Origin of the sequence: Leucobacter chromiiresistens, from assembly GCF_900102345.1 — a bacterium.
GTDB lineage: Bacteria > Actinomycetota > Actinomycetes > Actinomycetales > Microbacteriaceae > Leucobacter > Leucobacter chromiiresistens.
The window spans coordinates 448,691-465,671 of record NZ_FNKB01000001.1 but is presented as its reverse complement, the minus strand read 5'-3'; the positions used below and the strand labels follow the sequence as shown (position 1 = coordinate 465,671).

The window sequence follows — 16,981 nt, the reverse complement described above, 5'->3', positions numbered from 1 at the left end:
GTACGCGACGGCCTCAGCCGTCGACCCAGCTTCGAAGTGTGAGGAGAACCCATGAGCAGCACGGCCGCTGCCGTTGCAGGTATTGGTGACCCGAAGGCGCCCGTGCGGCGTCGCACGGTCGCTCAGGCGATTGTCGAGTACCTCCAGGTCCAGTACAGCGAGTACGACGGAGAGCGCCGTCGCTTGATTCCCGGAATGTACGGCATCTTCGGGCACGGAAACTCTGTGGGGCTCGCACAGGGCATCGATGAATACGGTGTCGACTTCCCGCACTATCCGGGCAAGAACGAGCAGAACATGGTGCACGCCGCGATCGGCTTCGCCAAGGCGTCGAACCGCGCCGCGACGCTCGCATGCACCGCCTCCGCCGGCCCGGGCTCCACGAACATGGTCACCGGCGCGGCGACTGCGACGACGAACCGTCTGCCGGTGCTGCTGTTCCCCGCCGATATCATCAACAACCGCTTCGGAGACCCGGTACTCCAGCAGATCGAGCACCCGGTCGAGCGCGATGTCTCGGCGAACGACTGCTTCCGCCCGGTCAGTCGATACTTCGACCGGATCACGCACCCGGGTCAGCTGCTCTCCACGCTCCCCGAGGCGATGCGCGTGCTGACCGACCCGGTCGACACCGGCGCGGTCGTCGTCTGCCTGCCGCAGGACATCCAGGGCGCGGAATTCGACTTCCCCGAGGCGTTCTTCACCCCGCGCGTGTGGCACATCCGTCGCCGCTCCGCAGTCGAAGAGGAGCTCGCAGGGGCAGCCGAGATCATCGCCGCGTCGCAGCGACCCATCATCGTGGCCGGTGGCGGCGTGCGCTACTCGAACGCGCAGGAGGCGCTCGCCGAGTTCAGCGATCGCTTCGGCATCCCCGTCGTCGAGACCTATGCCGGGAAGGGGGCGGGCCCGGCCGGCGCACTCGGCCTCGGCGGCCTCGGCGTCACCGGAACGGTCGGCAGCAATCAGATCGCAGGCGAAGCCGATTGCGTCATCACCGTGGGCACCCGACTGCAGGACTTCATCACGGCATCGCACTCCGTCTTCCGCAATCCCGACGTGCAGATCGTCAACCTGAACGTCGGCGCGTTCGACGCGCACAAGATGGGATCCTTCCCGGTGATCGGCGACGCCAAGCGCTCGTTGCTCTCGCTGCACGAGCGCCTGGCGGAGGCGGGCTTCGCGCCGGTCGACACGTACGCCGATGAGATCGCTGCGGCGCAGGAGGAGACCCGGAAGGTGCGCGAGCACGACCTGCAGGACTTCGCCGACGAGAAGATGAGCCAGGCCCAGGTCATCGAAGTGCTCAACCAGCGCATTACGGCTCAGGACGCGCTCGTGCTCGGCTCGGGCGGCGTCGTCGAGGGCATCCACAAGGCGTGGGACACCTCGAACGGTGCCGAGATCCACTTCGAGTACGCGAACTCCTGCATGGGCCACGAGATCCCCGCCGGTCTCGGCTACCGTCTCGCAAAGCAGAACGCCGACGGGGAGGTGTACGTGCTGATCGGCGACGGCACCTACTTCATGCAGCCGACGGAGCTCGTCACGGCGGTGCAGGAGAACCAGAAGATCATCGTGATCGTCATCGACAACCGCGGGCACCAGTGCATCTGGCCGCTGCAGGCGGCGAAGGGCGGCGGGCAGGAGTTCGGCACGCAGCTGCGCGAGCGCAATCCCGTCTCGGGGCGTCTCGACGGCCCGATCGTCGACGTCGACATCGCGGCGAACGCGGCGAGCATGGGTGCCGCGGCGTGGTCGACCGACACGGTCGAGGAGTTCACGGCGGCGCTCGAAGAAGCGCAGTCGGTCTCGGGGCCTGCCGTCATCGTCGCGAATGTCGAGCAGTTCCGCTACCTGTCGGGCAACGGCGCGTTCTGGGACGTGGGGGTGCCCCTCACCTCGCAGCGGGAAGTCACCCGCGAGGGCGTGGCGAAGCACGTCGCCGGGCGCGAGCGGCAGCGCTTCTACAGCGCGACGGTTGCTCCGAGCGAGCGCTGAACCGGCGGCTGTCGCACACCAGACGGGCGGGATCTCCTCGGGATCCCGCCCGTCTCCTGCATCGGGCGCCGCCCGGCGCTCACCAGACATTCAACGACGAAAGAGAGACATCATGGGCGCATTCGCGGTCATCAATCCTGCAACCGGTGAGACGCTGGCGGAATACCCTGCGGCGAGCGACGCCGAGGTCGAGGCGGGGATCGCCGCCGCCGATCACACCTATCGTAGCTGGGCGCGCACCACCACACTCGAGGAGCGGACGGCCGCCGCAGCCCGGTTGGCCGAGCTCTTCGACGAGCGCGCTGAAGAGTTCGCAGAGATCATCAACCGCGAGATGGGCAAACCGTTCGCGCAGGGCGTCGGCGAGACCAGGTTCTCGGGTTCGATCACATCGGCATACGCGCGCAAGGCCGCGGACTGGCTCGCAGACGACGTGCTCGACGTCGACGACGGTCTGCGCACCTTCGTGCGCTACCAGGGTATCGGCGTGCTCCTCGGCGTCATGCCGTGGAACTTTCCGGTCTATCAGGTCGTGCGCTTCGCGGTGCCGAACCTCATTCTCGGCAACACCGTGCTGCTGCGCCACGCATCGCAGTGCCCCGAATCGGCGCTGGCGCTCGAGCGCATCTTCCGCGATGCGGGGTTCCCCGAGGGGGCCTACGTCAACCTCTTCGCGACGCACGACCAGATCGCCGACATCATCGCAGACGATCGGGTGCAGGGCGTCTCACTCACCGGTTCCGAGCGTGCCGGCGCGGCCGTCGCGGCGCAGGCCGGCAAGCATCTCAAGAAGTGCGTGCTCGAACTCGGCGGTGCCGACGTGTTCCTCGTGCTCGATACCGACGATCTCGATCATGCCGTGGAGCACGCTGTGCGCGGGCGCATGGACAACAGCGGGCAGAGCTGCACCGGATCCAAGCGCATCGTGGTGCTCGAGAAGTACTTCGACGAGTTCTCCGAGAAGTTCGCGCGCGCGCTGAGTGCGCAGACGTATGCCGCCGGCGACTTCGGACCGCTCTCGTCGAGCGCGGCCACTCGCGAACTCGCCGAACTCGTCACTGGCGCGGTCGACCAGGGCGCCGAGATTCTCGTCGGCGACGGCGACCCCGAGGGCAACGTCTTCACACCGACCATCCTCACAGGCATCACCCCCGCGATGGACGTCTACAGTCAGGAGCTCTTCGGTCCCGTCGCGCAGCTCTACCGCGTGAGCAGCGATGCCGAAGCCGTCGAGCTCGCGAACTCGTCGCCCTTCGGCCTCGGATCGGTGATCATCTGCGACGACCTGGAGCGCGCCGAGCGGGTCGGTTCGCAGCTCGACGTCGGCATGGTCTTCATCGGTGCGGCGGGACTCAGCGGAGCCGACGTGCCCTTCGGCGGCGTGAAGAAGTCGGGTTACGGTCGCGAGATGGGGCAGGCCGGCCTCCTGGAGTTCGCCAACAAGAAGCTGTTCCGTTTCGCAGGGGCGGCCGGTCGATGAGGGTCCGTCGCGGCGCGGGGCCGCGGCAACGGGGGAGCGGCGCGCGATGACCGCCGAACGGCTTCGGTTCGCGCTCATCGGTACGGGACGCATCGGTCGCGTTCACGCAGCCAACATCGCGGCGAACGCACGCACCGAGCTCGCCATCGTCGCTGATCCGGCACTCGGGAGTGCAGACGAGGTCGCTGCGCGTTTCGGGGGAAAGCCCGCACGTGACCCGCTCTCGGCGATCGCTCCCGAAAGTGTCGATGCCGTTGTGATCGCGTCGCCGACGCCGACGCACATCGAGCTCATCACGGCCTGCATCGACCAGGGCGTTCCCGTGCTCTCCGAGAAGCCGATCGATCTCGATATGAGCCGCATCGATGCACTTCGCCCCCGAGTGCGCAGGGCATCCAGCCCGGTGGCAATCGGCTTCAACCAGCGATTCGACCCCGCCATCGCCGAGGTGCAGCGCCGGGTCACAGCGGGTGAGGTCGGCGCACTCGAGCAGCTCTCCATCACGAGCCGGGATCCGAGCCCTCCACCCGCGAGCTATATCGGGGTATCGGGCGGCATCTTCCGTGACATGACAATCCATGACTTCGATCTCGCACGCTTCTTCGCGGGCGAGATCGAAGAGGTCACCGCAGTCGGATCGACGCTCTTTGATGCCGGCGCGCGCGAACACGATGACTTCGACTCCGTGGTGGTGACGCTCAAGGCGCGTTCGGGTTCCATCGTGACCATCACGAATTCTCGGCACAGCGCCTACGGCTACGATCAGCGCATCGAGGCTTTCGGAGCAGGCGGCCTGTTGAACGTCGAGAACGCTCCCGCAAGCCACGTCACCTCGTCGAATGCGACCTGCGCAGCCGCGAAAGCGCCGTACGTCGGGCAGTTTCTCGATCGGTACGCGGACGCCTATGCGAATGAGCTCGACGCCTTCGTGGAGTGGGTGCACCACGGTGCGTCGTCGAGCCCGACCTTCGAGGACGGGCGCGCCGCTCAGGTTCTCGCCGAGGCCGCGCACCTGTCCTCGCGTGCGGGCCGAACGGTGCGGATCGACGAGATCGACTGAGAGGATTCGAGTCGGCCGATGCGGGGAGAGCGCCACGCGGCCCTCCCCGTACCGACTCGTCGCCCTGTATCAAACTGGAACAGCCGATCCGATGGAGCTCTTGCTCTACTGGTCCGTGAGTCAAAGGCTGACAACGAGGGAGCGACCAGAAGATGCACCGACGATCGACCAAGATCCGGATCGAGGGGGCAAGAGTGCTCATCACAGGGGCCTCCTCCGGCGTCGGGGAAGCGACGGCCAGCCTCTTCAGCTCGCGCGGAGCGAGTGTTGCGCTGCTCGGTCGACGCACGTCGGAGCTGGAGCGGGTGCGTTCGCTGCTGGACGGCACTTCGATCGTCATGCCCGTGGACGTCGCGGACGAGGAGAGCGTGATCGATGCCGTGCATGGCGCGGCCAGGCAACTGGGCGGCATCGACATCGTGATCAACGCCGCAGGAGTCGCAGCCTCCGTGGAGGCGGAGCACATCACCGGTGACGTCTGGCGGATGATGATCGACACGAACCTCTCGGGAACCTTCTACGTGTCCCGCGAGTCGATTCCGTACTTGCGCGAAACGGGAGGATGCATCGTCAATGTGGCCTCCGATCTCGCGGGAATGGGAGCTCCAGGTCTCGTGCACTACTCCGCATCGAAGGCAGGCGTCGTCGGGCTGACTCGCGGGCTCGCGGTCGAGCTTGCCCCGCGCATCCGTGTCAATGCCGTATGCCCGGGGCCGATCGACACACCCATGATGCAGCAGGGTCTGAGGGCAACTGACGACCCCGGACGTGCGCGGCGGGTGAAGGAACTCAGCGTGCCCCTCGGGCGGCTCGCCACGCCGGAGGAAGTCGCGAAGTCGATCTACTTCCTCGCGGTCGAGGGCACCTTCGCCACCGGTGCCGCGCTGCAGATGGACGGCGGCACCACGGCCGCATAGACCGACTCGCCCCCGATCGACCGAGTATCACCCACACACAGGAGGAGCACCATGTCCCAACCACGCGCGATCCTGATCGTGCCCGAAGGCCGTCTGGTGCCACCGCTGGATTCGTTTGCAAGTGAGGCCGAGGTCACCGTCGTGAGGACGGCAGAGGAGTTCCGGGCGGCGTTGCCCGGCGCGGAGATCCTCTTCTTGAACGACTTCCGCACCCGCTTGCTCCGTGAAGTCGGGCCGGGCGACCTCAAGTGGATTCACACGTCGAGTATCGGTGTGGATGTGCTGCTCACCCACGAGATCGTCGACAGCGACATCGTGGTGAGCAACTCGCGCGGGGTGTGCGAGCGCCCGATCGCCGAGTGGATTCTCGGGGTCATCGTCATGTTCGCGAAGGATCTGCGTCGCACCGTGGAACTGCAGCTCGAGCGCAGGTGGCTCCACCGTGAGACGGAACCCATCCTCGGCCGCAAGGTGCTGGTGGTCGGGCCCGGACCCGTGGGGCAGGAGACCGTGCTGCTGCTTCGCGGTGCCGGAATGGACGTGACCGTGGTCGGGCGCACCGCCCGGATCGACGATCGACTCGGCGAGATCCACGCTTTCTCCGAGCTCGACGCGCTGCTCGACGACGTCGACGACGTCGTTCTGACGCTGCCGTTGACGGAGGAGACCCGGGGGCTGTTCAATCGCGAGCGGTTCGCGCGAATGCGCAAGGGGGCGCGTCTCGTGAACGTGGGCCGAGGCGCCGTCATCGCGGAGGACGATCTGCTCGACGCCATCGATTCCGGGCACCTCGCGGGCGCGGCGCTCGATGTCTTCGAGCAAGAGCCGCTGCCGGTCGAGCACCCGTTCTGGTCGCGGCCCACCATCCTCGTGTCTCCGCACGCGTCCGGCGACCTCGTCGGTTGGCGCGGACGGGTCGCAGAGTGCTTCGCCGCGAACCTGCGCAAGTGGAAGGCGGGCGAACCGCTGAACGATGTCGTCGATCTGACGCGTATGGGAGTCACTGCGGGGTGATGCGCCGTTCCGCGTGGCGTGGGCTGGGGGAGGGGTACCCGGCCCACGCGTGTTCCAGCCTGGGACACTCCGGCGCGAGTGGCCGAATCTAGGGTTTACCCTGCAAGCACGATCGTTCAATGACGAGGATTACATGACAAGCGCAACACACGATGTCTCAACGGATGAGACGGGTGCAGGAACGTCCGCTCCAGTCACGAGCAAAACCACGCTCAAGGGAAACATGGGGATAGGCGAGCTCGTGATGAGCGTGCTCGCCTTCTCCTCGCCGCTGACCACGGTCGCAGGGACCCTGCCGGTTCTGCTCATCTTCAGCGGGCAGACCGCTCCGGCGATCTACCTGCTGCTCACGCTGATGCTCGTGGTGTTCTCCGTGGGGTTCGTGCGGATGAGCCGAAGCGTGAGCAATCCGGGGGGCTTCTACGCGTTCGTGACCGCGGGGCTCGGAAAGCCGGCGGGTCTCGGTGGCGCCTTACTCGCGCTCGTCGGCTACGTATTCATCGGCTTCTTCGCGCCGTCGCTGTTCGCCATCACCCTGCAAGGGTGGGTGGTCGATGCGCTGAACGGGCCCGACATCGCGTGGTATTGGTATGCCCTCGCCATCATCGCCGTGACCACCTTCCTGGCGTACAACCGGATCGATCTCTCGGCGAAGGTGCTGACGACGGTGATGATCCTCGAAGTCGTCGTGGTCGTCGTGTTCGACGTCTTCGCGTTCGCGCATTCCGGGGGCGCGGCAACCGGAGGCCTGGGGCTCGCGCTGCCGAGCCTGACCGATGCGAGCATCGGGCTCGCACTGCTGTTCGCAGTGGGAAACTTCTTCGGGTTCGAAGCAACGGTGATCTACCGGGAAGAGGTGAAGAACCCCGAGCGCACCATTCCTCGGGCGACGTACCTCGCGGTCGTGGGAATCGGTGTGTTCTACGCGGCAGCGGCCGTCGCCTACATCGCCTTTCTGGGAGGCGCGAACGTGCAAGCCGCCGCCGAGGCCAACACCGTGAGCCTGTTCGACGATGCACTGCGGGAGTTCGCGGGGAGCTTGTTCGCCGACATCGCAGTCGTGCTGCTGATGACGTCGATCCTCGCCTCCATGCTCTCCATCCAGAACATCGCGGCACGGTACAGCTTCTCCTTGGCCGTCGATCGAGTTCTACCGCGGCGCCTCGCTCGGGTGCACCCGAAGCATCGATCACCGCACCTCTCCGCCCTCGCCGTCGGTCTGCTCTGGGCAGTGGCAACGATCGTCTTCTCCATCATCGGAGTGCCGCCCGAGAACATCTATCCCGTCGCGAGCGGAAGCGGTACCTTCTCCGTGCTGCTCCTGCTGTTCATCACGAGCATCGCCATCTTCGTATTCTTCCTGCGACGCGGATCGCAGAGCGGATCCCCGGTGTGGAGGACGGTTCTCGCCCCGGCGATCAGCGCGATCTTCTTCGGAGGCGTGACGCTCCTGGCGATCGTGAACTTCTCGGCGTTGATCGAGGGGTCGGTCCTGCTGACCGTGATCTTCATGTCGTTCACCTTCGCGCTCTTCCTCGGCGGCATCGCGTACGCGGTATATCTGCGCAGGCGGAAGCCGGAGGTGTACGCGCGTCTGGGGCGCCAGAGCGTGTAACCGCGGCAGCAGCGCAAGAGCGCCCCCGGGAGGACGATCAGGTCCTGCCGGGGGCGCTCTTGCGCGCCGGCAGCACTACGCGAGGTGTCTCAAAGCGGTACAAAGTCGCACGATCCGGGCGGCCGATAGTTGAGTAACCGCAGAGGCCGGGCGCACATCGCACAGTCTCAGCGGGGCCAGAGATCCATCAACGACGAGGATGACATGACCGACGCACCCTCAGCGACCACTCCATTGGTCGCCCTCAACAACATTCAGAAGACATTCGGTGCGGTAACCGCACTGCGTGGCGTCAGCATCGACGTGCTGCCGGGGGAGACCTTCGCCCTGCTCGGCGACAACGCCGCCGGAAAGTCGACGCTCATGAAAGTGCTCACGGGCGTGTACCAGCCCGATCGCGGCACGATTCGCATGGACGGGCAGGCCGTCTCCTTTCCGAGCCCCTCGGTGTCGCGATCTGCCGGCATCGAGATGGTCTATCAGGATTTCGCGCTGGCCGACAACCTCGATGTGCGCACCAACATCTTCCTGGGGCGCGAGCCGCAGAAGAACATCCTCGGTCCCCTGGTCCGGGTGATCGACAAGAAGAAGATGGAGCGCGAGACGAACCGCGTGCTCGAGCGCCTCGACATCCCGATCAATCCAAGGCTCAAGGTGAAGCGGCTCTCGGGTGGCCAACGGCAGGCGGTGGCGATCGGCCGAGCGCTCGCCTTCGACGCGAAGCTCATCATCATGGATGAGCCCACGGCGAACCTCTCCGTCGCCAAGGTCGACAAGCTCATCGAGGTGACGCAGAAGCTCAAAGATCTCGGGATCGCCGTCATCATCATCACCCACCGCCTCGACGAGGCCTTCGCCGTCGCCGACCGCTGCGCCGTCATGCGACAGGGAGAAGTCGTGGGCCGATTCCGCATGGATGAGGTGAGCGAGTCCGAGGTCGCGCACCTCATCTCCCAGGGCACGCTCGACGGCTACGAAGCCGACCCGACGGGTGTACCCGACGAGCGCCGTCGCATCGGCAGCACCTCGACCCCCTCCACCCCTGAGCAGGTTCCGACGATCGGGAGCGACGCATGAACACCAACACGGTCGCAGTGATGCTGCGCAAGACGAATCAAGATGGCCCGTCGGCTGCGACGCGCGTCAAGCACTTCGTCGGCGACTACGGCATCCTCATCATCTTCGCGGCAGTACTCATCTTCCTCTCGATCGCAGCACCGAACTTCCTGACCCTGGAGAACCTGGTCAATGTCGTGCGGCAGTCATCGATCATCGGCATCATCGCTCTCGGTATGACGTTCATCATGATCACCGCAGGCATCGACCTCTCGGTCGGCTCGGTGGTCGGCCTTGCCGGGATGGTGTTCGCGCTCCTCGCCCCGTCCAGCGGCAATGCGCTCTGGATTCCGCTGGTCGCCGGTCTCGGCGTCGGTCTTCTAGTCGGCTTTCTGAGCGCCGCGCTCGTGGTCTGGGGGAAGATCCTCCCGTTCCTCGCAACGCTCGCGACGATGGCGATCGCTCGGACGGCGGCGCTCGTCGTCACCGATGGGCAGGTGGTCTCGGGCCTCAGCGGTCCGGCGGAGTGGCTCGGCTCGGGGTTCATCGGCCCGATTCCCGTACCGGTCATCATCTTCATCGTTGCGGCGCTGCTCTGCGACTTCGTACTCAGTCGTACGAAGTTCGGATCCCATGTGTACGCGATCGGCGGCAATGAGGAGTCCTCGAAGAAGGTGGGCATCTCCGTCAACCGCGTACTCTTCACCGTCTACCTCATCGGCGGTGCGCTCGCCGCCATGGGCGGCCTCGTACTGACGGCTCGCCTCGACGGTGCCGCGCCGACCGCCGGCTTGACCTATGAGCTCCAGGTGATCGCCGCAGTCGTCATCGGCGGCACCAGCCTCTTCGGCGGTGTCGGTACGATCCGCGGCACTGTGATCGGTGTGCTCCTGCTCGGCGTGGTGATGAACGGGATGAATCTGCTGGGGGTCTCGAGCTACTACCAGCAGGGAGTCCAGGGCCTCATTCTCGCGCTGGCGGTGCTGTTGAACCGATGGAAGTCTGACTGACCCCTCTCCTCAACCCGCAGTAATCATTCTCGAAAGGAATACCCATGAATATGCGACGACGCATTTCCGCGGTAGCCACCCTCTTCGCCACTTCGGCACTCGTGCTCACGGGCTGCTCGAATGGAGGCACGGATCCCGGCTCGGGAGACGGTGGCGACGAACAGTACGACGTTGGTGTCGTCGTGCTCGATCTGCAGGATCCCGATCTGGCTCACATGGTCGAGGCCATGGAAGGGACGGCAGAGGAGGAAGGGGTGACCCTTCAGGTCACCGACTCCAAGAAGGACGTGGCGAGCGAACTCAATCAGGTCGAGGATCTGCTCACGCGACAGGTGGACGCCGTGATCCTCCAGCCACTCGACGGCGAAGCTAGCCAGAACGCGGCGAACCGCGTCATCGAGGCCGGAATCCCGCTCTTCATCCTCTCGACGGAGTTCGCGGAGGGTTCCGACGTGGAGTACGAGAGCTACATCGGAGTCGACGATACGCTCGCCGGTCAGATGCAGGCCGAGTATCTCAACGAGTTGATGCCGGATGGCGGCAATGTGGTCTTCGCCGCAGGAATCTACGGCGCATCGTGGACCGATCGGCGGAAGTCGGGCTTCGACGAGACGATCAACGACAACTTCGAGATCGTGGCGGAGTTCCAGGCGAAAGGCAGCCGCGACGAGGGGAAGCGCAACATGGAGGACACGCTCCAGCGTTTCGGGGCCGGTGAGATCGACGCCGTCGTCGCGAACAACGACGAGATGGCGATCGGTGCGGCGTCTGCGATCAAGGATGCCGGGCGTACGGGTGATATCGCTGCGGTCGTCGGCGTCGACGGCACGCCTCCGGCCGTATCTGCGATCGAAGCCGGTGACATGACGGCGACGGTGCGGCAGGACTCCGCGGGTCAGGGCGAGGAGGCCGTGCGCGTCGTGCACGCCTTCCTCAAGGGCGACGACATCGAGGATCGCTACACCCTCCCGTTCACCCTCATCACCGAGGAGAACGTCGCGGAGTTCGCGCAGTAAGTCGTCGACCTGCGCAACGGGGCGCCCTGCGTGAGCAGCGGCGCCCCGTCCTGTTCTGGCACATTCTGAGCGGCTGTGCGCCTGCGTACACTGCGGGGATGAACAGTGGTAGGGGGAACGCATGTCGGATCTGACACTTGCGGCGACAGATACGACGCAGCTCGTGGTCGACCTGCGGGAGCGCGGCATCGAAGTCGACGATGCGCCCCGCCGACGGTCGGAGTACTCGTTCGACGCGTCGAACTACCGCATCCGGCCGCAGGCCGTCGTCTTCCCGCGCACTGTGCACGAGATCAGGACCGTACTGCGGGCGGCGCAGGCGGCCGGTGTGCCGGTGACCACGCGCGGTGGAGGCACCTCGATGGCGGGCAACGCCGTGGGCCACGGGCTGATCATCGACCTTTCGCGGCGCTTCGTCGATGTCGACGAGATCGACGTCGACGAGCGCTCGGTATGGGTGGACGGCGGGGTGGTGCTCGGCGAATTGCGCACGCTCGTCGAGCACGCGACTGCCGGCGCCCTCACGTTCGCACCGGATCCCTCGTCGTTGTGTCGTGCGACGGTCGGCGGCTCGATCGGCAACGACGCGTGCGGCAATCACTCGGTCGCGTACGGCCGGATGCCGCAGCATGTGCGCGAGATCGAGGTCGTCACGCTCGACGGAGCGCATCTGCGACTCGGGCGCGGGAGCATCGTCGCAGTCGACCCGCAGGATGCGCAGTCGACCGCTCGCGCGGAGCAGCTCACCGCAGCACTCCGCGACCTGGCGCAGGCGCATCTCGCGGCACTGCGCGTCGAGCTGCAGTCCATTCCCCGGCAGGTTTCGGGCTATCATCTCGCTCATCTGCTCCCCGAGGAGGGGTTCGACGTCGCAGCGGCCTTGGCCGGAAGCGAGGGAACGGTCGCCGTCATCACCCGTGCGCGCGTCGGGTTGGTGCCGCGCCCGGCCACCACCGCACTCCTGTGCCTCGGGTACGCCGACACCGTCGACTCGGCGCGCGATGTGATGACGATTCTGGCGAGCAAGCCCACCGCGATCGAGGGGCTCGACCGCTCGATCGTCGAGATCATGCGGCATCGCCGCGGCCGGGAGAGCGTCGACGGTCTGCCGAGCGGAGAAGCCTTTCTCATGGTGGAGTTCTCCGCCGATGACGTCGAGGAGGCCCGCGAGCACTGCGAGGAGCTTCTCGTCGCTCTGAGCGCGGCCGGGCGCGTCACCGACTCCGCTGTCGTGACCGACCCCGTGGCTCGCGCAAAGCTCTGGCGCGTGCGGGAGGACGGGGCAGGGCTCTCATCGCGTCGGGTCGACGGCAAGCAGACGTGGCCGGGCTGGGAGGACTCGGCGGTGGCACCCGATCGCCTCGCCGACTATCTGTCCGAGTTGCTGCCGCTCGTCGAGAAGTACCGGTACTCCGCATTCATGTACGGGCACTTCGGCGCGGGGTGCGTGCACATGCGCCTCGACTACGATCTGCGCAGCGAACACGGCAGGCGCGACTTCGAAGCGTTCACTCGGGAGGCCGCGGCGCTCGTCGTCGCGCACGGCGGCTCGCTCTCGGGCGAGCACGGAGACGGTCGCGCGCGCAGCGAGCTGCTCAACGTCATGTACTCGCCCGAGATGCTCGAACTGTTCGCAGCGTTCAAGCGCACATGGGACCCCGAGAACCTGTTGAACCCCGGCATCATCGTCGGCCCCGACGCGTTCACCGCATCGCTCGCTCTGGCGGACACGCCAGCGCCCGGACCGACGGCCGGAGAGCCGTCGGTGATCACGGAGACGGTGACGATGGGCCTCTCCATCCAGTCCCGCACCCGGCTGCCGCTCGCGAGCCCGTATGTCGGCAATGCGCACGCCTGCATCGGAGTGGGGCGCTGCCGTGCGACGAGCGGCGGGTTCATGTGCCCGAGCTACCGCGCCACCAAGGACGAGAAAGACAGCACCCGCGGTCGCGCGCGCGTGCTCCAGGAGCTCACGCGCGCGAACACGAACAGCCTCGATGGATGGTCTTCACCCGAGGTGCGCGAGGCGCTCGACCTCTGCCTGTCCTGCAAGGCCTGCTCGAGCGACTGCCCGACCGGCGTCGATATCGCGGAGGCCAAATCCGAGCTCATCGACGAGCACTATCGCGGTCGGCTTCGACCGTTCACGCACTACTCCATCGGCTGGCTGCCGCGTTGGCTGCCGCTGATCGGACGAGTCGCCGGGATCGCCAATACGGGGGCACGGATCGGGCTGCTCCGTCGCATCGCCGACTGGCTCGGCGTCAGTGCGAAGCGACGACTTCCGGCCTTCCGGTCGCGCGGCGAGATCCGCAGACGGATCGCGGAAGCGACCTTCGACCCGGCCGGCGACATCCTCATCTTCGCCGACAGCTTCACCAAGGCGTTCCGACCGGAAGCGATTCCCGCCGCGGCGCGCGTGCTGGGCGATACCGGACGCACGGTCGGCTGCACCGCTGACGCGTGCTGCGGTCTCACCTGGATCTCGACCGGCCAGCGCGATGGCGCGCGGCGTCGCTTGGCGCGGCTGATCCGGCACCTCGACGACGGCACGGAGCGCGACATCGTCGTACTCGAGCCGAGCTGCGCGGCGGCGATCCGCGACGAGGGTCCGAAGATGGTGGGCGGAGACGCCGCAGACCGGGTGGCCGCCCGCGTGCGCTCGTTCTCGGTGGCGGTCGATGAGGCCGTGCAGCGCGGATGGGCGCCGACCGCACCCGCGCCCGACGCTGCCGTGCTGCAGACGCACTGCCACGAGCACGCGGTGTTCGGCTCCGGCGCTCAGAAGCGGGTGCTGGGAGCGTGGGGGGTATCTCGGATCGTGGAATCGTCATCGTGCTGCGGGGTCGCCGGAAACTTCGGGTTCGAGTCGGAGCACTTCGACATGTCGATGCAGGTCGCCGAGCACTCGATTGCGCCGGCCCTGCGCCAGGCGCCGGAGGGGGCACTGGTGCTCACCGATGGTTTCAGCTGCACCATGCAGGTGTCTCAGATCGACCCTGACCTCTCGGGTCAGCATCTGGCGCTCGCACTCGACCCCGCCCGAGCACCGAGAGCGGCGGAACAGGAGGCTCGCGAGTGAGTGGGAACGCCGTCTCCCGAGGCGTGCCGTCGCGGCCGCGGGTACTCGGCGACGTGCAGATCTCGGCTCAGGCGAGGGCGAACCAGTCGGACACGGTCTGCATGTCCTTGTCACCGCGGCCGGACAGGCACACGACGAGATCGCGACCCGGCCCGAGCTCGCGAGCCAGTGCCATCGCGCCGGCGATGGCGTGCGCCGATTCGATCGCGGGAATGATGCCCTCGAGGCGGCTGAGCAGCCGCAGGGCCTCCATCGCCTCCGCATCGGTGACCGGACGGTAGGTCACGCGACCGCTGTCGTGCAGCCACGCGTGCGCGGGGCCGACACCGGGGTAGTCGAGACCGGCCGAGATCGAGTGCGAAGCGAGCGTCTGACCGTCCTCGTCCTGCAGCAGATACGAATGTGCGCCGTGGAGTATGCCGGGGCGGCCGCGCGTGAGCGTCGCCGCCGACGCAGGCGACGACGGCGTCGGGGAGTCTGCCTCTCTTCGCGAGCACCTGGGCCCGCGTTTCATCGCCGATGACGCGTTGGAAATCGCGGACCATCGTGGGGAAGGGGTGCGGTCCGGCCGCTGTACCGAACACATAGTTCGTTCCGACCGCCGTGGCCACCCAGTCGCGATAGGCCTCGTTGATGGCATCGCGCAGCGTGGCGGTGCCGGTGCGCACCGGCACGACTGTTGCTCCGAGCAGACGCATACGGGAGACGTTCAGCGCCTGCCGTTCGACGTCGACCGCCCCCATGTACACGACGCACTCGACGCCGAGCAGTGCAGCGGCGGTCGCCGTTGCGACCCCGTGCTGCCCGGCCCGGGTCTCAGCGATCACCCGGTTCGTGCCCTGCCGCTGGGCGAGCAGCACTTGACCGAGTGCATTATTGATCTTGTGGCTGCCGGTGTGGTTGAGGTCTTCGCGCTTGAGCAGCACTGCGGCGCCTCAGAGGTGCTCGGAGAAGCGCCCGGCCTCGGTGAGCGGTGTCGGCCGCCCCGAGTAGTCGTGGAGCAGGTCCGCGAGGCGCTGCTGAAACACGACGTCCGATCGAGCGGATTCGTACTCCTCGGCAAGCGAACCGATCGCCGTCGCCAGCGCCTCGGCGACATAGCGCCCGCCGTACGTGCCGAATCGCGGACCCACGGTCCCCTGCAACATGCAGTCTCCTAGTACTTCTGCCGACCGAGTCGCGCATAGACATCGGGCCTGCGTGAACGCAGTACGCGTGCGTAGACGAAGCCGCCCACGAACAGCGCGAACGTGAGGCCCATGAAGACGACGGTGATCGCGCCCGAACCGCCGACGAGCTCGGGGAAGTTCGCGATCGCGATGACCGTGACCGCCCCCAGGAACAGCGCGCTGATGAGGGGCGCGACGAGCGACTTCCAGACCGATTCCGGTGCGTCGCGACGCTTGCGCACGAAGTAGACGAACACCGCCGCGCTCGCGATGAACATCAGCAGCAGCACCGAGAACGTACCGCTGCCACTCGCCACGACGTAGAGCTGCTCGGGAGGCAGCGCGAGCACCGCGAACACCGCAGTCGCGAGCGCCCAGACGACTCCGACCGTCAGCGCCGACAGATAGGGCGAGTTGTGCTTCGGGTGGACGTGGCCGAGGGCGCGGGGAAGCGCGTGGTCTCTCGCGAGCGAGAAACCGTAGCGGGCGGCGATGTTCTGGATCGACAGCATGCATGCCAGCGTCGACGTGATCAGCAGGATCGTCATGACATCTGCGAAGATCTTGCCGAGGAGCAGCACGATCGAGTTGTGGAACAGGTTCGCGGTGTCCGATGCCGCGGCGGATTGGACCCCCTCAGTGCCGAAGAACGCGACGTACGCGGAGGCGGTCGCCGCGTAGAAGAGGCCGATGCCGAGCACGGACAGGTAGGTTGCGCGCGGAATCGTGCGGGCCGGATCCTTCACCTCCTCGCGGTAGATGACGGTGGCTTCGAATCCGAAGAAGTTGCCGATGGCGAAGAGCAGCGCGAGGCCGAACGTCGCATCGCTCGGCCGGGGGAGCGACAGCGAGAAGTCTTCGCCGCTCGACACGTTATGCGCGAACGCAGCGACGTCGTACACGACGATGATCAGCACCTCGAGCACCATGACGATGGTCAGCACCTTCGCCGACAGGTCGATGCGGTTGTAGGCGAAGAAGGTCGTGAGCACGATGATCGCGAGCGCGTACCAATACCAGGCGATGTCGGGGCCGCCCAGCGTGTGCACGACGAAGCCGCTCATGGTGACCGCGAAGAACACGGGGGCGAAGTACCCGATGAAGAGGTAGCCGACCAGCGCGAGGAACGCCCCGCCGAGCCCTGCTGCCTTGCCGAGCCCGGCCGTGACGAAGGAGTAGAAGCCGCCCGGATTCTCGATGCGGCGACTCATCAGCACGAAGCCGACCGAGAAGATGAGCAGCATCGCCGTCATGATCAGGTAGATCGCAGGCGCACTGTTGCCGCCGAACATGAGCAGCACCGGCATGGTGCCGGCGACCGTCGCGAGTGGCGAGGAGAACGCCAGCACGCTCATGGCGAGTGTGCCCACCCCCATATTGCCTTGGAGCCGGTTGATGGTGGTGGTGTCGAGCGGGGGTTCGACCGCTTGCTGCTGAGGTGCCATGAGATTCGCTCACTGTCGTCGTCGTTGATGACCCGGCGCACTGCGATACGTGTGCGCGGTGCGCCAGGGGGAGAAGAACTGCTGCGTGTGTTCGGGCCGTGCAGGGTCAGGGGCGGCGG

General features: G+C 66.6%; 11 protein-coding genes and 1 pseudogene. 10 read left to right on the top strand and 2 right to left on the bottom strand.

The features are described from left to right. Window positions 1-51: 51 nt before the first annotated feature. The 10 genes from iolD to BLT44_RS02095 all read left to right on the top strand — a co-directional run bounded on the left by iolD (window position 52) and on the right by BLT44_RS02095 (window position 14,248). Window positions 52-1,998, top strand: coding sequence for a 3D-(3,5/4)-trihydroxycyclohexane-1,2-dione acylhydrolase (decyclizing) (gene iolD, locus BLT44_RS02140; protein WP_029608154.1), 1,947 nt, complete (start codon window positions 52-54; stop codon window positions 1,996-1,998). 112 nt (window positions 1,999-2,110) lie between these two features. Next, window positions 2,111-3,478 carry an aldehyde dehydrogenase family protein gene (locus BLT44_RS02135; RefSeq protein ID WP_010155805.1) on the top strand — a complete coding sequence of 456 codons (1,368 nt, stop codon included), beginning with the start codon at window positions 2,111-2,113 and terminating at the stop codon, window positions 3,476-3,478. A gap of 46 nt (window positions 3,479-3,524) precedes the next feature. Beyond that, window positions 3,525-4,538 carry an inositol 2-dehydrogenase gene (gene iolG, locus BLT44_RS02130; protein ID WP_010155806.1) on the top strand — a complete coding sequence of 338 codons (1,014 nt, stop codon included), beginning with the start codon at window positions 3,525-3,527 and terminating at the stop codon, window positions 4,536-4,538. Between the two features lie 152 nt (window positions 4,539-4,690). Further along, the gene (locus BLT44_RS02125) at window positions 4,691-5,455 is read left to right on the top strand and encodes an SDR family NAD(P)-dependent oxidoreductase (RefSeq protein WP_010155807.1); all 765 of its coding nucleotides are present in this window, start codon (window positions 4,691-4,693) and stop codon (window positions 5,453-5,455) included. Window positions 5,456-5,506: 51 nt separating this feature from the next. After that, window positions 5,507-6,469, top strand: coding sequence for a D-2-hydroxyacid dehydrogenase (locus BLT44_RS02120; protein ID WP_050803101.1), 963 nt, complete (start codon window positions 5,507-5,509; stop codon window positions 6,467-6,469). Between the two features lie 223 nt (window positions 6,470-6,692). After that, complete coding sequence (locus BLT44_RS02115; RefSeq protein WP_231291519.1) at window positions 6,693-8,084, top strand: APC family permease; 1,392 nt, start codon at window positions 6,693-6,695, stop codon at window positions 8,082-8,084. Window positions 8,085-8,288: 204 nt separating this feature from the next. Further along, the gene (locus tag BLT44_RS02110) at window positions 8,289-9,161 is read left to right on the top strand and encodes an ATP-binding cassette domain-containing protein (RefSeq protein ID WP_010155810.1); all 873 of its coding nucleotides are present in this window, start codon (window positions 8,289-8,291) and stop codon (window positions 9,159-9,161) included. Continuing rightward, a complete protein-coding gene (locus BLT44_RS02105; RefSeq protein WP_010155811.1) occupies window positions 9,158-10,150 on the top strand; it encodes an ABC transporter permease in 993 nt (330 codons plus the stop codon). Before BLT44_RS02110 ends, BLT44_RS02105 begins: the two co-directional genes overlap by 4 nt. Window positions 10,151-10,194: 44 nt before the next feature. Further along, window positions 10,195-11,166, top strand: a complete 972-nt coding sequence (locus BLT44_RS02100) for a sugar ABC transporter substrate-binding protein (RefSeq protein WP_010155812.1) — start codon at window positions 10,195-10,197, stop codon at window positions 11,164-11,166. Window positions 11,167-11,287: 121 nt separating this feature from the next. Further along, a complete protein-coding gene (locus tag BLT44_RS02095) occupies window positions 11,288-14,248 on the top strand; it encodes an FAD-binding and (Fe-S)-binding domain-containing protein (protein ID WP_010155813.1) in 2,961 nt (986 codons plus the stop codon). Between the two features lie 67 nt (window positions 14,249-14,315). Here BLT44_RS02095 and BLT44_RS02090 read toward each other — a convergent pair. Both BLT44_RS02090 and BLT44_RS02085 read right to left on the bottom strand, forming a co-directional pair. After that, window positions 14,316-15,396 (bottom strand): annotated as a pseudogene (locus BLT44_RS02090) (tryptophan synthase subunit beta). Window positions 15,397-15,404: 8 nt separating this feature from the next. Further along, window positions 15,405-16,862 carry an APC family permease gene (locus BLT44_RS02085; RefSeq protein WP_010155816.1) on the bottom strand — a complete coding sequence of 486 codons (1,458 nt, stop codon included), beginning with the start codon at window positions 16,860-16,862 and terminating at the stop codon, window positions 15,405-15,407. Between the last annotated feature and the right edge of the window lie 119 nt (window positions 16,863-16,981).